23 protein-coding genes are annotated in these 21,075 nt (G+C 27.3%); 2 read left to right on the top strand and 21 right to left on the bottom strand.

Annotated elements, in window-relative coordinates; translation table 11 throughout:
- Positions 1–88: 88 nt before the first annotated feature.
- The 5 genes from pepF to BN899_RS18695 all read right to left on the bottom strand — a co-directional run bounded on the left by pepF (position 89) and on the right by BN899_RS18695 (position 4,753).
- Positions 89–1,873: an oligoendopeptidase F gene (pepF, locus tag BN899_RS12880; RefSeq protein WP_042276054.1), complete on the bottom strand. Its 1,785-nt coding sequence runs from the start codon at positions 1,871–1,873 to the stop codon at positions 89–91.
- Between the two features lie 92 nt (positions 1,874–1,965).
- Positions 1,966–2,811, bottom strand: a complete 846-nt coding sequence (locus BN899_RS12875; RefSeq protein WP_042276049.1) for a DegV family protein — start codon at positions 2,809–2,811, stop codon at positions 1,966–1,968.
- 52 nt (positions 2,812–2,863) lie between these two features.
- Complete coding sequence (locus BN899_RS12870) at positions 2,864–3,487, bottom strand: MgtC/SapB family protein (protein ID WP_052356851.1); 624 nt, start codon at positions 3,485–3,487, stop codon at positions 2,864–2,866.
- Positions 3,488–3,605: 118 nt separating this feature from the next.
- Positions 3,606–4,454, bottom strand: coding sequence for a mechanosensitive ion channel family protein (locus BN899_RS12865; RefSeq protein WP_042276046.1), 849 nt, complete (start codon positions 4,452–4,454; stop codon positions 3,606–3,608).
- Between the two features lie 134 nt (positions 4,455–4,588).
- Complete coding sequence (locus BN899_RS18695) at positions 4,589–4,753, bottom strand: aspartyl-phosphate phosphatase Spo0E family protein (RefSeq protein WP_081712261.1); 165 nt, start codon at positions 4,751–4,753, stop codon at positions 4,589–4,591.
- Positions 4,754–5,011: 258 nt separating this feature from the next.
- Between BN899_RS18695 and BN899_RS12860 the strand changes: the two genes are divergently transcribed.
- Entirely contained in the window at positions 5,012–5,230 is a 219-nt protein-coding gene (locus BN899_RS12860; protein WP_042276045.1) for a FeoA family protein, read from the top strand.
- 11 nt (positions 5,231–5,241) lie between these two features.
- Complete coding sequence (feoB, locus tag BN899_RS12855; RefSeq protein WP_042276036.1) at positions 5,242–7,161, top strand: ferrous iron transport protein B; 1,920 nt, start codon at positions 5,242–5,244, stop codon at positions 7,159–7,161.
- 49 nt (positions 7,162–7,210) lie between these two features.
- Here feoB and htrA read toward each other — a convergent pair whose 3' ends face one another.
- The 16 genes from htrA to BN899_RS20180 all read right to left on the bottom strand — a co-directional run bounded on the left by htrA (position 7,211) and on the right by BN899_RS20180 (position 20,975).
- Positions 7,211–8,290 carry a serine protease HtrA gene (htrA, locus tag BN899_RS12850; protein ID WP_042276033.1) on the bottom strand — a complete coding sequence of 360 codons (1,080 nt, stop codon included), beginning with the start codon at positions 8,288–8,290 and terminating at the stop codon, positions 7,211–7,213.
- A 182-nt stretch (positions 8,291–8,472) separates the two neighbouring features.
- Positions 8,473–9,825: a glucose-6-phosphate isomerase gene (locus BN899_RS12845; protein WP_042276024.1), complete on the bottom strand. Its 1,353-nt coding sequence runs from the start codon at positions 9,823–9,825 to the stop codon at positions 8,473–8,475.
- Between the two features lie 255 nt (positions 9,826–10,080).
- Positions 10,081–11,706 carry a Na/Pi cotransporter family protein gene (locus BN899_RS12840; RefSeq protein ID WP_042276022.1) on the bottom strand — a complete coding sequence of 542 codons (1,626 nt, stop codon included), beginning with the start codon at positions 11,704–11,706 and terminating at the stop codon, positions 10,081–10,083.
- A 148-nt stretch (positions 11,707–11,854) separates the two neighbouring features.
- The gene (locus BN899_RS12835) at positions 11,855–13,456 is read right to left on the bottom strand and encodes an NAD(P)/FAD-dependent oxidoreductase (RefSeq protein ID WP_042276020.1); all 1,602 of its coding nucleotides are present in this window, start codon (positions 13,454–13,456) and stop codon (positions 11,855–11,857) included.
- A gap of 169 nt (positions 13,457–13,625) precedes the next feature.
- Positions 13,626–14,003: a hypothetical protein gene (locus BN899_RS12830; RefSeq protein ID WP_042276017.1), complete on the bottom strand. Its 378-nt coding sequence runs from the start codon at positions 14,001–14,003 to the stop codon at positions 13,626–13,628.
- A 245-nt stretch (positions 14,004–14,248) separates the two neighbouring features.
- The gene (locus BN899_RS12825) at positions 14,249–15,289 is read right to left on the bottom strand and encodes an SEC-C domain-containing protein (RefSeq protein WP_042276015.1); all 1,041 of its coding nucleotides are present in this window, start codon (positions 15,287–15,289) and stop codon (positions 14,249–14,251) included.
- Positions 15,290–15,555: 266 nt separating this feature from the next.
- Positions 15,556–15,792: a hypothetical protein gene (locus BN899_RS12820; protein ID WP_042276013.1), complete on the bottom strand. Its 237-nt coding sequence runs from the start codon at positions 15,790–15,792 to the stop codon at positions 15,556–15,558.
- Positions 15,761–15,997 (bottom strand): hypothetical protein, encoded by a 237-nt coding sequence (locus tag BN899_RS12815; RefSeq protein WP_042276010.1) that lies wholly within the window; start codon positions 15,995–15,997, stop codon positions 15,761–15,763. Before BN899_RS12815 ends, BN899_RS12820 begins: the two co-directional genes overlap by 32 nt.
- Before the next feature lie 11 nt (positions 15,998–16,008).
- Positions 16,009–16,437 (bottom strand): hypothetical protein, encoded by a 429-nt coding sequence (locus BN899_RS12810; protein ID WP_042276007.1) that lies wholly within the window; start codon positions 16,435–16,437, stop codon positions 16,009–16,011.
- 1 nt (position 16,438) lies between these two features.
- Positions 16,439–17,305, bottom strand: coding sequence for a type IV pilus biogenesis protein PilM (locus tag BN899_RS12805; protein ID WP_042276005.1), 867 nt, complete (start codon positions 17,303–17,305; stop codon positions 16,439–16,441).
- A gap of 28 nt (positions 17,306–17,333) precedes the next feature.
- The gene (locus BN899_RS12800; protein ID WP_042276003.1) at positions 17,334–17,708 is read right to left on the bottom strand and encodes a type II secretion system protein; all 375 of its coding nucleotides are present in this window, start codon (positions 17,706–17,708) and stop codon (positions 17,334–17,336) included.
- Between the two features lie 15 nt (positions 17,709–17,723).
- Entirely contained in the window at positions 17,724–18,575 is an 852-nt protein-coding gene (locus BN899_RS12795) for a type II secretion system F family protein (RefSeq protein ID WP_242824180.1), read from the bottom strand.
- Positions 18,572–18,895, bottom strand: coding sequence for a hypothetical protein (locus tag BN899_RS19845; protein ID WP_242824179.1), 324 nt, complete (start codon positions 18,893–18,895; stop codon positions 18,572–18,574). The genes BN899_RS12795 and BN899_RS19845 overlap by 4 nt, the downstream gene beginning before the upstream one ends.
- Before the next feature lie 22 nt (positions 18,896–18,917).
- Positions 18,918–20,258: a GspE/PulE family protein gene (locus tag BN899_RS12790; protein ID WP_242824178.1), complete on the bottom strand. Its 1,341-nt coding sequence runs from the start codon at positions 20,256–20,258 to the stop codon at positions 18,918–18,920.
- Between the two features lie 34 nt (positions 20,259–20,292).
- On the bottom strand, positions 20,293–20,874 hold the full coding sequence (locus BN899_RS12785) for a DUF881 domain-containing protein (RefSeq protein ID WP_242824177.1): 582 nt from the start codon (positions 20,872–20,874) through the stop codon (positions 20,293–20,295).
- Positions 20,853–20,975 (bottom strand): hypothetical protein, encoded by a 123-nt coding sequence (locus BN899_RS20180; protein WP_278244989.1) that lies wholly within the window; start codon positions 20,973–20,975, stop codon positions 20,853–20,855. Before BN899_RS20180 ends, BN899_RS12785 begins: the two co-directional genes overlap by 22 nt.
- Positions 20,976–21,075 lie beyond the last annotated feature (100 nt).

The following is a 21,075-nucleotide window of genomic DNA, read 5'->3' as shown; positions in this document are numbered from 1 at the left end:
ATAACTTCATATTCATTCAGTTACATCCGTTGCTTAAAATTTGCAAATAAAAAATGAGCTATTATGATTTATAATGCTCATTTTTTATTTAATATTCTTTTTCTAATTTATCTACTAAGTCACTAAATACTTTTAGTGCTTCATCTACCGCTTCTTTCTTTTCCATGTCAACTCCAGCGTCTCTTAGTTGTTTTAATGGATACTCAGATCCTCCGCTTTTTAGGAACCCTAAGTATCTATCGACTGCCTCTTGACCTTCTTTTAATATTTGTTGGCTTAATGCACTTGCAGCAGAGAATCCTGTTGCATATTTATAAACGTAGAAGTTTGAATAGAAATGTGGTATTCTAGCCCACTCTAAACCTATCTGGTCATCTACTTTAACAGAATTTCCATAATATTTTTTATTTAAATCATAGTATATAGATGTAAACTCTTCAGCTGTTAATGGCTCTCCTGATTCTACTCTTTCATGAGTTAATTTTTCAAACTCACCAAACATAGTTTGTCTATATACAGTAGTTCTAAATTGCTCTAAATAATAGTTTAATAGATAAATTCTTTCTTCTTTAGAATTAGAATTTTCTAATAAATAGTTTATTAATAATAATTCATTTAATGTAGATGCAACCTCTGCAACAAATATTTTGTAGTTAGAGTATAGGAAAGGCTGGCTACTTCTAGAATAATAACTGTGTAGTGAATGACCTAATTCATGTATTAAAGTGAATAAAGAGTTTAAATCATCTTTATAACTCATTAATATATATGGATTAGAATCATAACTTCCCCATGAGTAAGCTCCACCTTGTTTTCCTTCATTCTCATAAACATCTATCCATCCATCTTCAAAAGCTTTCTTTATTATGCTTAAATACTCTTCACCTAAAGGCTTTAATGCATTTAATATAATTTCTTGAGCTTTTTCATATGGTATTTTCATATCAAACTTATCAGTTAGTGGAACATATAAATCATACATATGTATCTCATCTAATCCTAAGAATTTTTTCTTAAGATCTACATATTTATTTAGAGCATCTAGGTTTTCATCCACTGCCGCTATAAGATTATTATATACATCTATACTTATATCATCTTGGAATAGAGATGCTTGTAGCGCCGATTCATATTTTCTTATTTTAGCATAAAATATTTCTGCCTTTATTCCACCATAAAGAATTGCAGCAAAAGTATTTTTATACTTATCATATATTGAGTACATTGCTTCAAATGCATCTTTTCTTACTCTTGCATCCTTGCTTCTAAGGAAAGTTGAGAAATTAGAATCTGTTAATCTTACTTTTTCATGATTTTCATCTTCTATTTCTGGAAACTCTAAATCTGCAAACGCTAGCATGTCGTATACGTTTTCAGGTACACCAGATAAATCTGCTGTTGCAGCTAGTATTTCTTCTTCTCTTTCATTTAATGTATGAGGCTTTTCTCTTAAAATATCATCTATATGTTTTTTATAAAATGATAATTTATCATCATTTAAATACTCATTTAATTTTTCGCTATCTATCGCTATTATTTCTGGAACCATATATGACGAAGCCATTGATAGTTCTGTTGATAGCATATCTGTCTTAGTAGCTATTCCTTGATTAGCATTTATTCTAGTGTCTTCATGCTGCTTCATATGAGTATATACATATAGGTTTTGTAATATTTGAGAAGCTTTTTCTGAGATATTTAAAGCCTCGTATAGGTTTTCCTTACTTTCAGATAGTTTTCCCTTAAGCTCTTTTGCCTTAGATATGAATCCTTTTACTTTTTCTATATCACTTTCTATAGCTTCTTTATTTGGATACATTCTTTCTATTTTCCATTTATACTTTTCTTCTATACTATTTCTATCTATTCCCATAATTTTCACTCCTTTAAAAAAATTATAAAAATTCGCTTTAAAATACTTGTATATTATCCATTTTATTTATAATAAATATAATTTCTTATATATTATAAAACAGACACTAATATAGCTCCTTCTGATGTGAATGTTCCCATTATCGGACCTATACTTGCTATTAATACTTCCTTAAATTCAGCATTTGCTTCTACTGTTTCTTTAATCTTTAAAGCTTTTTCTGGACAATTTGCATGAGCTATTATAACAGTTTTTTCACTTGCATCTTTTACATTATTTTGTACATATTCAAGGGCTTTCTTTAAACTATTAACTCCACCTCTAGCTTTATCTATAGGTTTAACTAATCCCTCTTCTATTTTTATGATAACTTTAAAATTTAATGCATTTATTAATTTTCCAGCAATAGGATTTACTCTTCCACCTTTTATTGCATTTTCTAAAGTATCTAATGCACCAAAGAAAACAATGTCCTCTTTAAATTTATCTATCGCATCTAGGATTTCATCCATAGTTTTTCCATTTTCTATTAATTCATTACATTTTAATATCATTAAGGCTACACCAATAGAACCACTTTGGCTATCTATAACTTCGATTCTTTTGTTTGGATTTTCTTCTAAATACATATTTTTGGCTAATACCGCATTACTATATGTACTAGATAATTTTGATGTTAAAGTAAATACTAATAATTCATCTTCTTCACAATTATATAGTTCTATAAATCTATCTGGAGAAGGACTTGATGTCTTTGGTAGTTCCTTACATCCTCTCATTTTGTTATAAAAAGTTTCTTCATCTATCTCTACACCACCAATATAACTTTCTTCTCCAAAAGCAACATTAATACCTACTATATCTGGGTTTACTCTATCCAAAACTTCCTTAGGAAAATCACACGAACCATCTGTTATTATTCTTATGTTTTTTTTCAATTTATACACCTCAATTTTAATTCTAGTTAGTTATCTTCTATTTTATATTATTTTAATGTAAATAATCTACATTTATTATATTTTTTGACATATTTAGTTCTTTTACTAGTTCTTCCATTATAATTCGCCTATCATAAACTATAAAGAAGCTTAATTTAAAATATTGTCCATCTTCATCTTCTATATCTATATTTTTAACATCAATTTGGGACTTAGCGAATTTGGCGTATAGTACTGATACCATATTTATATTATCTACCGTTACATTAAATATAGTCTGTTTTTTTCTAAATAAAATTTTATCTATATTTTTTAATATATAAAGGGTTATCATAACAAATAGCCATGCTGATATACTTAAAACGTAATATCCATATCCAATTGCAATTCCTATGCATGCAGTTGCCCATATTCCAGCTGCTGTAGTTAGCCCTCTTATACCATTTGAAGTTTTTAAAATTGCACCAGCTCCTAAAAAACCTATACCTGATAATACTTGTGCTGTTAATCTAGCTGGGTCAAAGCTTGCATATGAATTATAGTCAAAGAATAAAGATAATGACGTTATGGAAGTAATACATGAACCTACTGCTACTAAAATATGAGTTCTAAATCCCGCAAATTGATGTGACTTTTCTCTCTCTAACCCAGTTAATCCTCCTATTATAAGTGCCATTAATAACCTTATTATTATTTCTTTATTATTTATAATATAAATCCACTCCCCCTTATAAAAAATTATTAAATTAATTTATTATACTCTTATGTAATTTCATATAATAAAAGAGCTAAATTTATAGCTCTTTTTCATCATTATTAATTTTATTATTTATTATATTTATATGAGTAGGATACGCTATATGAACATTATTTTTCTTAAATGTAATAAGTATTTGTAATTTAACTTCTTTAAGAGCCAAAAAGTAATTATGTGAGTCTACCATTCCAGTTATAGTATATTGAGCTCCTACTGGATTATTTTCTATATCTGTTACTCCATATACACTAAATGGACTGATAGGCTCTTGTGGTGAGGATTTATATAAATAATTTTCATAATCTTTATTCATTATATTACAAACCTCTTCTAATGTACTTATTACTTTCATTGGATCTTCTTCATAAGATACTCTAACATGTACTACTACCCTCATTTTATTCTTACTATAGTTTCTTATGCTCGCTATATTTCCATTAGCTATAGTTATTCTTCTCAAATCCCAGTCTCTTAAGCTAATGCTCCTCAGCCCAATTTCTTCTACTCTACCTCTGAATTCTTCATTAAGTACAATAAAGTCTCCAACTTGAACTTGTTTTTCAAATAATATAAAAAATCCATTGAAAATATCTTTTAATATACTTTGAGACGCTACCCCAGCTATTAAACCAACTATACTAGCCCCTGTAACTAAAGATCCAAATTTTGTTACATCCATTATTTGAAACTCTCTAAGTATTAGTATTATGCTAATTGTAAATATTATATAGTACGATATTGACATTAATACACTAGATAGTGTGTTTTCATATCTTACATCAAATTTAGTGATTTTAAATATCTTATTTATTAGGTATTGTATAAGCTTTAATAGTATATATGAAAATATAATAATTATAATTGAGTTTATAATTCTAACTAACATAATAAATTTCACCTTTATCTAATTATTTAAATGTTTTATTTATTCTTATCTAGTTACTTAATATTCTCACTTTATTAACAAGATATGCATTTACATATTTATTTTAAAATGTAAAAAAACCCACATATGTGGGCTTACTTACTACTTAAAATCATGTACTTATTTATTAGTGTATCTATTTTATTGCTTGAGTCAACCAATTCCTCCTTGAATATCTCTGGATATTCTATATATGTATTGATTTCTTCTCTAAGTGTTTCAATTTCCTTTTTTAATGCTTCTAATTCCCTATTCGCCATAATAATCACCATAGTTACAAAATTGTATATTTTATGTCTTTATCTTAACAAATTTTATCAGACTTTGTCAACACAAAATCCCCTACTATTCCCATAAATTCAAGCATTTCATACAATATTTTAATTTCAAATTAATATACTATAAAATTAATTGCATATCTCAATTTAACATAGTTCAATTCCTTACATTTTGTTGACACACAAACTGTTTACTGATATACTCTTATTGATAATGAATTTCATTAGGAGGTATTAATGATGACTGTTTACGATTTAAAAGTTGGCCAAAAAGGTAATATTAATAAAATATATGGAAATGAAAAATTAGCAAAAAGATTACTTGCTTTAGGATGTATAGACGATACAGAAATAGAGGTTAAAAAAATTGCTCCTCTAGGTGATCCTATACTAGTTAGATTCAGAGGTTTTGATCTTGCTCTTAGAAAATCTGATGCTAAGAATATTTCTTTAAAATAAGGGGGAAAAACATGATTAACGTAGCGTTACTAGGTAACCCTAATGTAGGTAAAACTACTGTCTTCAATATATTAACAGGTTCAAATCAATATGTTGGAAACTGGCCAGGTGTTACTATAGAAAAAAAAGAAGGTTTTATTGGTAAGGATATAAAAGTTATAGACTTACCTGGTATATATGCAATGGATACATTCTCTAATGAAGAAAAGGTATCTAAGTCTTTTTTAGAAAATGGAAATGTTGATTTAATATTAAATATTGTAGATGCATCTAACTTAGATAGAAACTTATATTTAACTACACAACTTATGCAATATAACAAGCCAATAGTATTATTACTTAATATGGTTGATGTTGCTGAGTCTAAAGGTATAAATATTGATGCTAAAAAATTAGAAAGAGAATTGGGTGTTAAAGTTATTCCTGTAATAGCTAAGAAAAAAGAAGGTTTCGATAATATAACTTCTGATATAAAGTCAGCTTTATCATCTAACTGTAACTATAGAAAAGACTTTGGAAACGAAGTTAATACTTATAAAGAAATAGAAAAAATACTAGAAAATTCTATGGAATCAAAATTAAAAAATAAAAAATCTTTAAGTGATAAGATAGATAATATAGTTTTAAATCCTATATTAGCTTACCCAATATTTATAGCGGCATTATTACTTTTATTCAAATTCACATTTGATTGGGTAGGTGGACCTCTTCAAGGATTAACTGAAGAAGCAATAGATGCTTATCTAGCTGTACCTATAGGTAATTTATTAGCAAATTCTAGTCCTTGGTTCCATTCTTTAATAGTAGATGGAATAATAGGTGGATTAGGTGGAGCATTACCATTCTTCCCATTAATATTCGTTCTATTCTTAGGTATGTCGTTCTTTGAAGATTGTGGTTATATGGCAAGAACAGCATTCTTAATGGATAATATAATGAAAAAAGTAGGTTTATCTGGTAAAGCCTTCATACCTATGATATTAGGTCTTGGATGTGCATCTCCAGCTATAATGGCTACTAGAACTTTAGAAAGTGAAAAAGATAGAAAAATAACTGCACTTATATCTCCACTTATGACTTGTGGTGCTAAATTACCAGTTTATGCATTATTCGTGAGAATATTCTTCCCAAAAAATGCACCACTTGTAACTACTTCACTTTACTTATTAGGTATAGTTGTTGCTATATTAGTAGCTTTAGTATTAAATAAAACAGCATATAAAACAGAGGTTGAACCATTTGTTTTAGAACTTCCACAATATAATTTACCATCATTAAGTAGTTTATTAAAGAATACTTGGAGTAAGGCTAAAGGATTCTTAATAAAAGTTTGTACTATAATGTTTGCTATGTCAGTTGTTATATGGGCATTATCTTATTTTAACTTCTCAGGATTTACTGAAAATATAAATGAGAGTTTCTTAGCTTCTATCGGTGGATTTATAGCTCCAATATTTGCTCCATTAGGATTTGGAGATTGGAGAGCTGGTGTTTCTATATTAACTGGTATAAGTGCTAAAGAAGTTGTTATAACTACTATGGAAGTTGTTTATGGTAATGTGGATACTGTTTTACCTACTTTATTTACTTCTGTATCTGCATATGGATTCTTAGCTTTCTCAGCTTTATATACTCCATGTATAGCTGCTCTTTCTACAATGAGAAAAGAGTACGGAAGTAAGATGATGATTATATCTGCAACTTACCAATTTGCATTAGCTTGGGTAGTAGCATTTATAATTAAAGTTATTGGTTCGTTATTATTTGAGGGTGCTCATATATCTTCTGCAATAGAATTAGTTGTTGGTGGATTAATAGTAGCTATAGCTCTTATAATACTTTACAAAAACATTAAATCAAAAAATAATGGTTGCTCTAGCTGTTCAGGGTGCTCTAGTCAGTCTTCTTGTTCTAGCGAAAAAGCAAAATAATATAAAGAAAGATGGGATATAATTATATCCCATCTTTTTTATGTTATTTTTAAAACTTAACATTCATAGTTATATCTTTTCCGTTTCTATTTATAGTTACTTTCGTATTATCTCCCTTTGAATATTTGTATAATGATTTATTAAGGTCTGACATACTAGATATATTAATATCTCCAACTTTAACTATTACATCGCCAGTTTGTATTCCTGACTTTTGAGCTGCTGTGTTGGCAATTACTTCTGCTATATATACACCTTCTTTTGCTGCTAAATCTGTTCCTGTAGATGCTTCAAATATCGCTAAATCAATTCCTTTTATACCTAATGTAACTTTTTCAAAATTTCCTGATTTTATTACTTGTTCAACTATAGGTTTTGCTGTGTTTATAGGAATTGCAAATCCTAATCCTTCAGCTTGAGAAGCTTTAGCTGTATTTATACCTATAACTTGACCTTTTTGGTTTAATAATGGTCCTCCACTGTTTCCTGGATTTATACTAGCATCAGTTTGCATAAGACCTGTCATATTAGATTTTTCTGTTTTTATAGTTCTATCTAATCCACTTATTATACCTTGAGTTACACTCTTTTGGAATTCAAGACCTAATGGATTTCCTATAGCTATTGATATATCACCAGTTCTAACATCGTCACTATCTCCAAGTTCTGCTGGTGTTAAACCTGTTTTTTCTACTTTTACCATTGCTAAATCTAATGTTGGATCGTTCCATAATACTTTACCTTTTGCATTAGTACCATCATTAAATAATACATTAACGTCAACAGCTTGACCATCTGATACAACATGAGAATTTGTAAGTATATATCCATTTGCATCAACTATAACACCTGTACCTACACCTTCTGATTGAGTTGGTATAGCAAACACATTATTTCTATCTATTGTTGTAGCAGTTATACCAACTACTGATGGCATAGCTTTATCACTTACTGCATGATATATATTTTGAGCTTTTCCATCATCATTTACAACTATCTGTTGCTGCTTTCCTGATGAACCATTATTTGCTACTGTATTTTTCATTAGCACTATAGTTAAAAAACTACTTAGCACCCCCGTTATTACACATATTAAAACAACTAATCCGATTCCTCTTTTATTAGACATTCCAATCCCTCCTATATATTGATTTTTAATCTACGAAATAATCTTTTAATCTATTATTTGCATATTTTATACTTTAATAACAAATATTTATTTCCATATGCATAAATACAATAAAACCATCATTTTGTAGTAATCTACTTTTAATGATGGTTTTATTATATTACTTTATTCTTAACTTAACCTTAATTATTAAGTCTTTTTTCTAATTCTTCTCTTTCTTTCTCATATCCAGCTTTTCCTAATAACGCAAACATGTTTTTCTTATAAGCTTCAACACCTGGTTGGTCAAATGGGTTAACACCTAATAAGTATCCACTTATTGCACAAGCTTTTTCAAAGAAGTAAACAAGGTAACCAAAGTTATATTCATCTAGTTGAGGTAGATTAATCACTAGGTTTGGAACTTGTCCATCTGTATGAGCAAGTATTGTTCCTTGTGTCGCTTTATGGTTAACAAAATCTACAGTTCTCCCTGCTAAGTAATTTAGTCCATCTAAGTCAACGTCTGCTTCTTCTATAGTTATGTTTCTTCTTGCGTTTTCCACATTAATTACAGTTTCAAATAATATTCTCTTACCTTCTTGTATGTATTGACCCATAGAATGTAAGTCAGTTGAGAAATCTACTGCTGCAGGGAATATCCCTTTATTATCTTTTCCTTCACTTTCTCCAAATAACTGTTTCCACCATTCTCCTACATAATGTAGTTGTGGTTCATAGTTTACTAATAATTCTACATCTTTACCTTTTCTATGTAATGCATTTCTTACTACTGCATATTGATAACTTTCATTAGATTTTAGATCTGATGTTTTAAACTCCTCACAAGCTGTCTTCGCACCTTTCATCATTGAATCGATGTCTAAACCTGCACAAGCTATAGGCAATAGCCCTACTGCCGTTAAAACAGAGAATCTACCTCCAACATCATCTGGTATTATAAATGTTTCATATCCTTCTTCATCTGCTAGTTGTCTAAGTGCACCACGTTTAGCATCTGTTGTAGCATATATCCTTTTACTAGCTTCTTCTTTTCCGTATTTCTTTTCTACATAATCTTTAAATATTCTAAATGCTATAGCAGGTTCTGTAGTTGTCCCTGATTTTGATATAACATTTATAGATACATCTTTTCCTTTTATTACATCTAATAAATCCATCATGTATGTTGAACTTATATTATTTCCGACAAAGTAAACTTCCGGAGCTTTTCTATCTTCTTTAGATAAGTTATTTCTGAAAGAGTGGCTTGCCATTTCTATAGCAGCTCTTGCTCCTAAATAAGATCCACCGATACCTATAACTAATAATACATCTGAGTCTGATTTTATTTTTTCTGCCGATTTTTTTATTCTATCAAATTCTTCTTTATCATAATTATTTGGAAGGTCTACCCATCCTAAAAAATCACTACCTAATCCCGTCTTTTTATGAACCATATCATGAGCTATGTCTACATAAGATTGCATAGAATCTATTTCATGTTGATTTAAAAATCCAATGGCTTTACTATAATCAAATTTTATATTTTTCATAAACTTACCCCTTTCATTTTTCATTTATCTAATCTACTGAAATTATAACATAAAATGGTTGTTTAATTAATAACAAATTTCAATAATAATTTTACATAATATTTAAATTTCCACCCATTTAGTACAAATCTTACGACATAAAACCAGGCCCATTGCTCAAGCTTAATAGTTGGAAATTATATTTATCTACAAATCAGATAAAATATAATTTCCTTACATACAAAAAAAGTTGCCTTTTAAAAGGCAACTTCTTTATTAATTATTAGCTAATCTAGCTGATATAACTTGTTGAGCTATATTAACAGCATGGTCAGAAACTCTTTCTAAGTTACTAACTATGTCTAAATATATAACTCCATTATCTATACTACATGAACTGTTGTTTAATCTGTTCATATGATTTGCTCTACAAGATTTTTCCATCATATCTACTTGTTCTTCCATTTTTATAACTTTACAAGCTAAGTCTACATTTGATGTTCTCATAGCTTCTAATGCATATGTATAAGTAGATATAACTTTGTTGTACATACTTTGCAGCTCTGCTTTACCTGCGTCTGAAAATGTTTCATTCATTTCTATTGCAGATTGTGCTAACTCTGCAATGTTTTCTGCATGATCACCAATTCTCTCTATATCATTAACTGTATTAAATAATACATCTACTGATTCTCTTGAACTTTCATCTAATGAAGCTTTTGATAGTTTAAGTAAATAACTTAATATATTCTTTTGTAAATCATTTACAAGTTTCTCTCTTCCAAATGCTCTTTTTACTTTTTCATTAGATTTTTCTAATAACCCTTCCATTGCTGCATTTAAACTGTCTTTAGCTTTTTCACCCATTCTTAAAGTTTCTTTAACAGTATTAGCTAATGCTATTGAAGGTGTTTCTATCATTCTATCATCTATATATTTTACCGTCTTAGCATCATCATCCTCTTCTGACGCTCTTTCTGGAACTAATTTCATCGCTAATTTAACTATTAATTTAGCAAATGGTAATAATATTAAAACATTTAATATATTAAATAATGTATGTGCATTTGCTAGTTGTCTAGCTGTATCAGCTGGGTCTATAGATGTAACAATTTTTACTATTGGACCACTTAATACTAACATAAATATAAGTGAGCCTATGACATTAAATGCTAAATGCATTATAGCTGCTCTCTTTGCATTACGACTTGCACCAATACTTGATATTAAAGATGTAACACATGTACCTATATTTTCACCATATAATATTGGTAAGGCTGCCGTTATAGGTATTAATCCTTGTGAAGCTAATGCTATAAGCATACCCATTGTTGCACTTGAACTTTGAACTATTGCTGTTATAGCAAATCCCATAAGGACTCCAAGTAATGGATTACTTCCAAAGCTCACTAACATGTCAGTAAATCCTTTAAACTCAGCTAGAGGTTTAACTGCATCTTTCATAAAGTCCATACCTGTAAATAATATACCAAACCCTATAAGTATTTCTGCTAAATGCTTAAGTTTCGGTTTGTTTGAAAACATATATATAACTATACCTACTCCTAAAGCTACTGGAGCAAGGAAATCAACGTCTAAAGATACTAATTGAGCAGTTATAGTTGTTCCTATATTAGCTCCCATTATAACCCCAATCGCTTGACTTAAGCTCATAATTCCTGCATTAACAAATCCAACTACCATAACTGTAGTAGCACTACTACTTTGTATTACCATTGTAACTAACATACCAACTATAACACCCATAAATGTGTTACTTGTAAGTAGCTCTATTGTCTTCTTTAATTTATCTCCTGCAGATTTTTGAAGTCCATCTCCCATAAGGTTCATACCATATAAGAATAGCCCCAATCCTCCCATAAGATTTATAATAATTTCCAAAACACTTGTCCTCCTTGAGATAATTATCATTTATAATAAAAATTTATGTCTATTGTATTTTATCAAATTCAAAGATGATATTGTGTTAAGATTATGTTAAATATTATAAAAGTATTAAATTCTTGTTAAATTTGAGATAAATTTCACATTAATGTAAATTATTAGTATATTTTTGTATTATTTTCTCGGCACATTTTATTCCATCAACAGCAGCAGTTACTATACCACCTGCATATCCAGCTCCTTCACCACAAGGATATAAGTTTTTAGTATTAATAGATTGTAATGTTTCTTCATCTCTTACTATTCTTATAGGCGCTGATGATCTAGTTTCTACACCTGTTAATACAGCATCGTGCATAGCAAATCCATTTATTTTATTATCTAGCTTTTGTAATGCTTCTTTCATTGTTGAAGTAACAAACTCTGGCAAACATTCTCTTAAGTCTATGAATTCATAACCTGGCTTATAAGATGGCTCTACATTACCTAAGCTTGTTGATACTCTATCATTTAAAAAGTCTCCCACCAATTGAACTGGCGCATTATAGTTTTTCCCACCTAATTCATATGCTAACCTTTCGTACTTTTCTTGGAACTTTACTCCTGCTAATGGATCATCACTTCCAAAATCTGAAGGTAATACATTTACTAAAAAAGCACTATTAGCATTATCCTTATCTCTAGCATGTTCACTCATTCCATTTGTAACTACTTCTCCTTCATTAGAGGCTGATGCTATAACAGTACCTCCTGGACACATACAGAAAGTATATGCTGTTCTAAGGTTAGAAGTATGTTCTATTAATCTATAATCTGCAGCTCCTAATCTAGGATGATTATAAAACTCTTTATACTGTGATTTATTAATTAATTCTTGAGGATGCTCTATTCTTGCTCCTATTGCAAAAGGCTTTTGTATTATTCTAACTCCTCTTTTATTAAGCATTTTATAAGTATCCCTTGCACTATGACCTATAGCTAATATTACATTATCTGCTTCTACAGTCTCTTTATCATTTATAATTATCCCTTTTACGGAATTATTATCTAATATTATATCTGTAACTTTTGCATCAAATCTTACTTCTCCGCCAAGTCTTATTATTTCATTCCTTATATTTTTAACTACACCCTTTAATATATCTGTCCCAACATGAGGTTTATATGAGTATAGTATTTCTTCAGGAGATCCAAAGTTAACAAGCTCATCTAAAACTTTTCTACATCTTATATCTTTTATTCTAGTAGTTAATTTTCCATCTGAAAATGTTCCAGCTCCACCTTCTCCAAACTGTACATTTGAATTACTTTTAAACTTCCTATTATTCCAAAATTCATCTATATCTTTACTTCTAGCATCTACGTCTAATCCTCTTTCTAACATAAGTGGATTGTATCCCTTTTGTGCTAAAAGTAATGCTGCAAATAACCCTGCCGGTCCGCTACCTATTATTACAGGTCTATTCTTTAATTTCTCATTACCTACTTCTACACCAATATACTTTGTTTGTTTTATTTCAATTACGTCTTTTATTTTATTTTGTAGTATTTTTTTCTCATTTTTTACTTCTACATCTACTGTATAAACAAAGTCTATTCTACCTCTTTTTCTAGCATCTATAGACTCTTTGTATATAAAGTATTTTATAAGTTCATTTTCTTTTATTCTTAGTTTTTTTAGTATAGACTTTTTTATAATAGATACATCTTCGTCTATTCCTAACTTTAAATTAGATATTCTTAACATATTTTTCTCCTTTCTAATTACAGTTCAAATTTAGCAGTTTAGTTTATAAATACTTACAATATAAAAGCTAGGGGATTAAACCTAGCTTTCTATAAACATAAAATCTATATTCTATTTTTCTAGATTTTTACTAAATCTTATCTAAATAACCTTTAAAAATTAATTATATCTAGTCCTTTTTAGTTATAAGACCTCTTATTACTTTTAGATTATTAAATACCTTTTCTAAGAAGTTTTCCGCTTCTTCATTATCTAAAAGAGCTATTTCTAATTGTTCATTTTCTGGTATATTGTTAGATTTACAATACTGTTTAGCTATCTCTATTAACTCATTTTTTTCATCTATAGATAAATTAAATTCTTTATAATCTATTATTATGTATTTTTTAGTAAATTGAGATGTTCCTTGATTGTATCCTATTTCTATATGATATATAACCGCATATAAGTTACTTGGGTTTTCTTCTCCCTTGTATACTGGTACTGCTGGGTTAGATTTTATAAAATTTGTTGATACCGCTATTGCACTTCCTAAGCTAAGACTCATAAGTATACCTCTTTCTGTATATATTATATATTTACTATTTTATACATTATTCTTATATATTAAAACCTTTTTTTCTAATTTATATAAGATTTAATCTTTATTATATTTAAATTTATAATTTAAGGCAAAAATTTAGGAATTATATAAAATATAATTCCTAAATTAATATATACATATTTATTTATGCTCTTAATTTGACATTTCTAATCACTATAATAAAATATACCTTTACTTAGTAATTAATATTAAGATATTTTAAGATCTTTGTATCTTTTTCCTAATGTACTTGGGCTTATTTCATACTTCTTAGATATTTGTGCTTGAGTTATATTTTGTCCATTAACTTTATTGATGTGGTACTCAACTGCTGCAGCCCATCCATTTTCAGAACCTTTTACATCTCCATTAGCTTTTTTGAATTCATTCCAGAATTCTATACAAGCATCTACACTTTCTTTTTCTGCATTTCTTCTAAGAACGCTACATACTTTACAATCATCTTCAACTGATATCGCTACTTCTTCAGATGCTTTGTTCATTCTCTCTTCTTTTTGTTTTCTTAAGTACTCAGCAACATTTGGGTCTAATAATTGTTGCATATATTTGTATAATATATGAGTATGGTGGATTAAGAATGTTTTAATATCTTTGTATAAATCTTCATATTGCTTAAATAGATACATTATATCATTTGAGATAACATCTTTAACTGACTCTGATATACTTATAGTAACGTCTATTAATATAGATGTATCATCAATAGTAACTATTCTAGCTATCATACAACTTCCTACTTTAAAGTCTTTTAATAAGTTTACATCTTCTGTGTAAACCTCATTATCAGTTAAACAATCTTTTAATAGTATCTTTCCATCTAATACTTCTTTCACTTCATATATACTTACATATGATTCAAATAAGCTTCTTAATATTTCTACCTCATGTGTATTTAATTTATCTCTGTTGTCTTCATAGAATGCAACAGTCATAACTTTTTTACTTTCCATTATATGGTCTTGCACAAAGTATGTATTGAAGAATCTTTCAAACTTTTCATTAGTTGCTTCATCTTCAACTATATAAAACATTTCTTTAGCTTTTTCATATTCTTCTTTAAACTTATCTTGTCTTGAGTATTCGTATATTTTTGTATATAGCTCTGAATATTGTTTTTGTGAAAGCACAACTTTTCTTCCTGCTCTCTCTAATACAACATCTTTATTTAAACAACATCTTTTATATTTCATGCCACTTCCACAAGGGCATAGCTCATTTCTCCCTAACAATGTGACTTTCACTCCTTTATCTTTTAAATTAAAGTACAATTTGTTATTATACCATTTTTTTTGTTAATCATTCTATAATTTATGATATTATTTTATTAATTTTATGTATACTGTTAAGTTTTGGTATAATATTTAATCGCATTATATATAAACCTTCTATGTGTTTAATGTCTATTCCTCCGTATTTTTATCACTAATTTCATACTTATTTCGATATCTAGTCTTACTAATTCCCATAAGTACATTAGTTATTCCATACTTTTTGATTATCCGACTTTAAATAACATTATACAGTCTACATTATTTGCTTCGTCATTCACATTGTTTTTTATTATTTTTATATCTTTTAACTTATTTTTAAATCCTAATATTTCTATTTTTTCTTCAATTTTAAATAGGCTTTCTAAATTTCCACTTACCTTTATTTCTATATTTTCTTCTTCACTATTATCTTCATTCCAACTACTTATTTTATTTATAGAATTTATAGTTAAAAAATTCACTTAATTCTTTTTCAATTTTTAATATTATATCTTCTCCATTTGTTTTATAGCTTGTTTCAATATTTTCTGACTCTATTATTTCTTTTTTATTATCATCTAAACTTACTGTTTTATTATCTGTTGGTGCTATAATAATTTTATTTATAGTAATTCCAAATAAAAGACTTACCAATATAAATGATAATACTTTCTCTCTTTTATTCATTTTCAAACATATCACCTAATCTCACATATTAACTTGAAATTGTAATAATCATTTTCTTTTGCTATGTTTTCTATAGAGTATCCCTTTATAATATCTATATCTTTAATACTTTCTAGAGCCCTTAGGTTATTACACTTACCTTTAATTTCAATATTATTTTCAATTGCTACTAATTCATCTACATTACTATATCCAATAATAGAATATATTGTTTTTATTTGACTGAGATTTAAATTGTCGTAATCCTTAATGATTACTTCATTTGTATTTACTTGATTCTTTGTTATGTTATTTTCCAAATCTTTTATAGATGAAAAATCTATTAATAATTTAATAATTATTAAAGACAAAATAAATAAAGCTATTAATTTATAGATATTATGTGTTCTATCTTTTATTGAATAATCTTCTAAAAAATTTACTAGTTTATATCTTTTCAATTTAAATTATCATTCCTATGCTATTTATATATTTTATACTCTCCTCTTTTATTTCTTTTTCATTTTTTGTTATTTTTATATTGTTTTTTATCTTAAGACATTGCAAGTTAAAATCTTCTTTTAAATATTCATAGATAAACGGATCTTTATATCCATAATAATATACGTTTGTAGATTTTTTAATTGATTTGCATATAGATTCGTATGATTGGACAGTTCTTGATAATATATGGGATTCATATATCTGCTTATCCTTTACTATGTTAACGATAAACTTTCTTTGTTTACATTCTATAAACGTTCCATCTGTTTCAAAATTATCTATTAAATTTAAGCTTATAAATTTCTGTAAAATATCGAAATTTATATTTATTTCTTTAGGCCTTAAATTTAATATTTTAGAAACTTCTTTTAATATCTTTATAAGATATTTTGGAAATAGTATGACCTGTGTTTTTATAGTTTCTTGATTTGAGTCTACTATTTTATATTTTATTAAGTATTCATTTATATCAATAGGTATATGTTGTGTAATTTCAAACTCTATCAACTTAGTTATATCTTTCTTTTTTTTAATATTTAATACATCAATATTCCTGTTAATTATATCTTCATTTTGAATATTAAAATTTATATTTTTATAAGACTTTCTAAGCTTACCCAGCTCATATTTAATAGCCTGTGCTATCTTATTTGAGTAACCATTTATACAAACTTCATCTTTTCCTTCTAACTTAAAATCTAAGTCATTATGTATAGATTCACATATTGAAATTTTATTTTTAAATCTTTTTAAAGTTGTTATTTTCAAATAATCTTCATTTATTTCTACATTCAATAGCCTTTTTATAATATCCCTCCTAAACATGAATTATTTATAAAGTATCTATATCTATTTACTGATTATTTACGGTCTCATCCCTTGGATAAAATTTTGTACCTCCTGCTTCTATAGTTATATCACCTTTGCCATCAACTGTTATATCAAATTCACCTGTAGTACTTTGAGGTTTTGGTATAGAACTTATATATCCATTGTTCTTTAATACCTCTAAAATATCTTTATTATTTTCTTCATTTATAACTCTATCATTAATCCCTAAATTTATTGCTGTTGCTATATTTGAAGCAGCTATATAATCAGCATTTTTCTGAGCTTTTTCTTGTACCCCGCCAAATTTCATAAATGCTATACTTGATAAAACCCCTAATATAGTCACTACTAAAACCATTTCTACTAAAGTAAATCCTTTTTTCTTTTTAAATTTCATATTTTCTCCTTTATATTATATTGATGTTATTGCATCAAACATAGGTAATACCATAGATATAATAAATATACCTACTATAATCCCGATTATAATTGTTATAACAGGCTCTATAATTTTTACAAATTGTTGTATTTTGGTTTCTAAATCATTTTCGTAAAATTCATTTATGGTCTTTAAGCTATTGTCTAATCTACCACTTTCTTCACCAATATTTATCATTGATATAAATAATTGAGGAAATATATTTGGTTTACTAAGAGAACTAGAAATACTATCCCCTCTTTGTATATATTCTCTACTTATAGCCAACCTTTCATAAATAAACTCATTATCAATTACTTGAGAAGATATATTTATAGCATCAATAATTTGTATCCCGCCTTCTATCAAGATACTAAAACTTCTACAAAACTTACTAGTTATTACTAATCTACTTATATCCTTTATTATTGGAATTTTAAAGGTCACTGAGTTTTTAAATTTACTACTCTTTATATAGTGGTTAACCATAAATAAACTAATAATAAATAATATTAGTATAAACATATGATTTTCTCTTATAAATCTAGATATATTTATTAAGATTTTAGTCAATATAGGAGGATTTATACCATTATTTTGGAAAATAATTTCAAAATTTGGTACTATAAAAAATAATATAAATAGCATAGATGCTATAGATAAAATTATTAGTATTACTGGGTATATTAAAATAAGCATTATTTTAGATTTAAGTTTATGCTCTTTATCATAATAATCAGACAAATCACTCATGACTTTATCTAAATTTCCGCTTACTTCTCCTGCCTTTATCATACTTATAAAAAAATTTGAAAATGAATTAGTTTTTTGAAATGATTCTGTTATAGAATTTCCCTTTTGAATATGATTTGTGACTTTATTGAATATTGCCTTAGTTTTTTATTTGATTGGGCTTTTAAAATATTAAATATTTTTGTGATTTCGCATCCTGATTCTAGTAATATACTCATTTCTTTACATAGAATTTTAATTTCTCTGTCTCTTAATTTCTTATTTAAATTCTTAGGTTTAATTTCCTTTATGCTTACTATCTTTAATTCATTTGAATTTGCATAACTATTTATTTGACTCTTAGATTCAAACTCTAAATTTATAGACTTTCTATTCTTTTCTTTATCATAAACTACACATTTATATAAATTCATCAATTAACTCCTTATAGATTAATTACACGGTATTTACCATTATGCATTCTTCTAGAGTTGTTAATCTTTCTTCAATTAATTTTTTAGAGCTCTCTTCAAAAGTTATCATTCCATTTTCTATGGCTATTTTTCTTATTGTACTTGCATCCTTCATACCTGTTATACATTGCTTTATATTTTCATTTATATCTAAAATTTCATAAATAGCCGTTCTCCCTTTATAGCCTGTATTTCTGCAATCATTGCACCCTTTTGGTACTTTTGTACTTATTTCTTCGTCTTGATTATGCTTTATTAATATGTCATGACTACATTTTGTGCATACTTTTCTTACTAGTTTTTGAGAGATAATACCTATTAAAGATGCATTTATTAAATAAGCGGGTATTTGCATTTCTATTAGCCTAGATATAGAAGATACTGCATCTTTAGTATGCATCGTACTAATTACTAAGTGACCAGTGGTTGCCGCTCTTATAGCTATTTTAGCAGTTTCTAGGTCTCTAATTTCACCTACCATGATAATATCTGGGTCTTGTCTTAATATGGACCTTAATCCTATATCGAAACTTAAACCTAATTTACTATTAACTTGTATTTGGTTTATTCCATCCATCTTATATTCTACAGGATCTTCTATCGTCATAATATTTTTACTTATATTTTTTAGATCATTTAATAGTGAATACACTGTAGTAGTCTTTCCACTACCGGTAGAACCTGTTACTAATAATATACCTGATGTTTTATTTATTATATTATTTATTTTTTTTATAGCTAAATTAGAAAATCCTAATTCTTTTTTATCTTTCAAAAAAGATTTTCTATTAAGTATCCTTAGAACTATTTTTTCGCCATATACTGTTGGTATTGAAGATACCCTTATATCTACTACTTCATTATTTATATTTATATCAACTCTTCCATCTTGTGGTAGTCTTCTTTCTGTAATATTCATTGATGCTGAAAGCTTTATAACAGATACTAATGACTGATAAATATCAATTGAATATCTCTCAATTTCCTTTAAATATCCATCTACACGTATTCGTATTACTAAAGCTTCGTTACATGGTTCTATATGGATATCACTAGCTTTTTCATCTATAGATGTCTCTAAAATTTCCTTAAATAAATCTCGTGCAAAATCTTCGTTTAAATTGATATTTTTCTTATAATACGTTCTTATCTTTTTCTCTATGGTATACTTATCTTTCTTCTCAAATATTATATTCATTCCAGTAGCTAGTTTTAAATCTTGCAAAGCATACATGTTTTCATTTTCAATTCCTACAACTAAATTATCGTCATTAATCTCAATTGGAAATACATCGTACTTTACTGCTAACTTTTCTGGAATCAATTTTTCTAGTGAACTACTCGTACTTAATATGGCTTTACTTCCCTTCTATGTACCTTAATTTATTAGGAATATTCATTTTTTCCATGGATATGTTTTTTTCAAATTTCTTTTCAATTTTTAGAGGATAACTATTCTTTATATTTTTTATATACTGACTATCTTTATCTATATATTTTTTTAGCTTTTGAGTATTTCCTATAACTTTAAACTCATATGGTGGCGCTATTGGAACAGAGTTTATATTTATATGACTTCCAGCTAAGACTATTTCTGAATATTGATTTATTCTTTGATCATTTATAGATATAAATTCTCCTCCATTTATCTTTATCTCATTTATTAAGTTTATTAAAATTTTATTATAGTCCACAAAATTTGCAATATTTCCAGTATCCTCGTTTAGAGCATCTATTTTTATGATTATTCCTTCATTGTCTAAATTCGTATAAGATAACATAGACTTAATATTTTCTATCTCTTTAATTTTTTCATTGTCTTCATATTTAGTCTTTAAGCCATATAGTTCTTCCTCTAATTTTTCTTTTGACTTATTTAATTTTTTTATATTTTTATTAACTTGTTTTACTTCTTTTTTTACCAACGTATCCTTAGGCATATAAACACCATCTTTATATAGTTATAGTCCTTTAAACCTATACCTATAAGTAGACCTAATACAGTACTAGTTAATATTATCAACACATAATTTTTTTTCATACAAACTTACTCCTATAAATGATTTTTTAATCACTTTATTAATTTCATTATACTTATTTTAATATTCTTTCATATAAATATCTATATAAATTCTATCTGT

The organism is Faecalimicrobium dakarense, from assembly GCF_000499525.1.
In the GTDB taxonomy this organism is placed as follows: Bacteria; Bacillota; Clostridia; order Peptostreptococcales; family Peptostreptococcaceae; genus Faecalimicrobium; species Faecalimicrobium dakarense.
The sequence above is the reverse complement of the archived record's forward strand: the minus strand, read 5'-3'. Positions and strand labels throughout refer to the sequence as shown.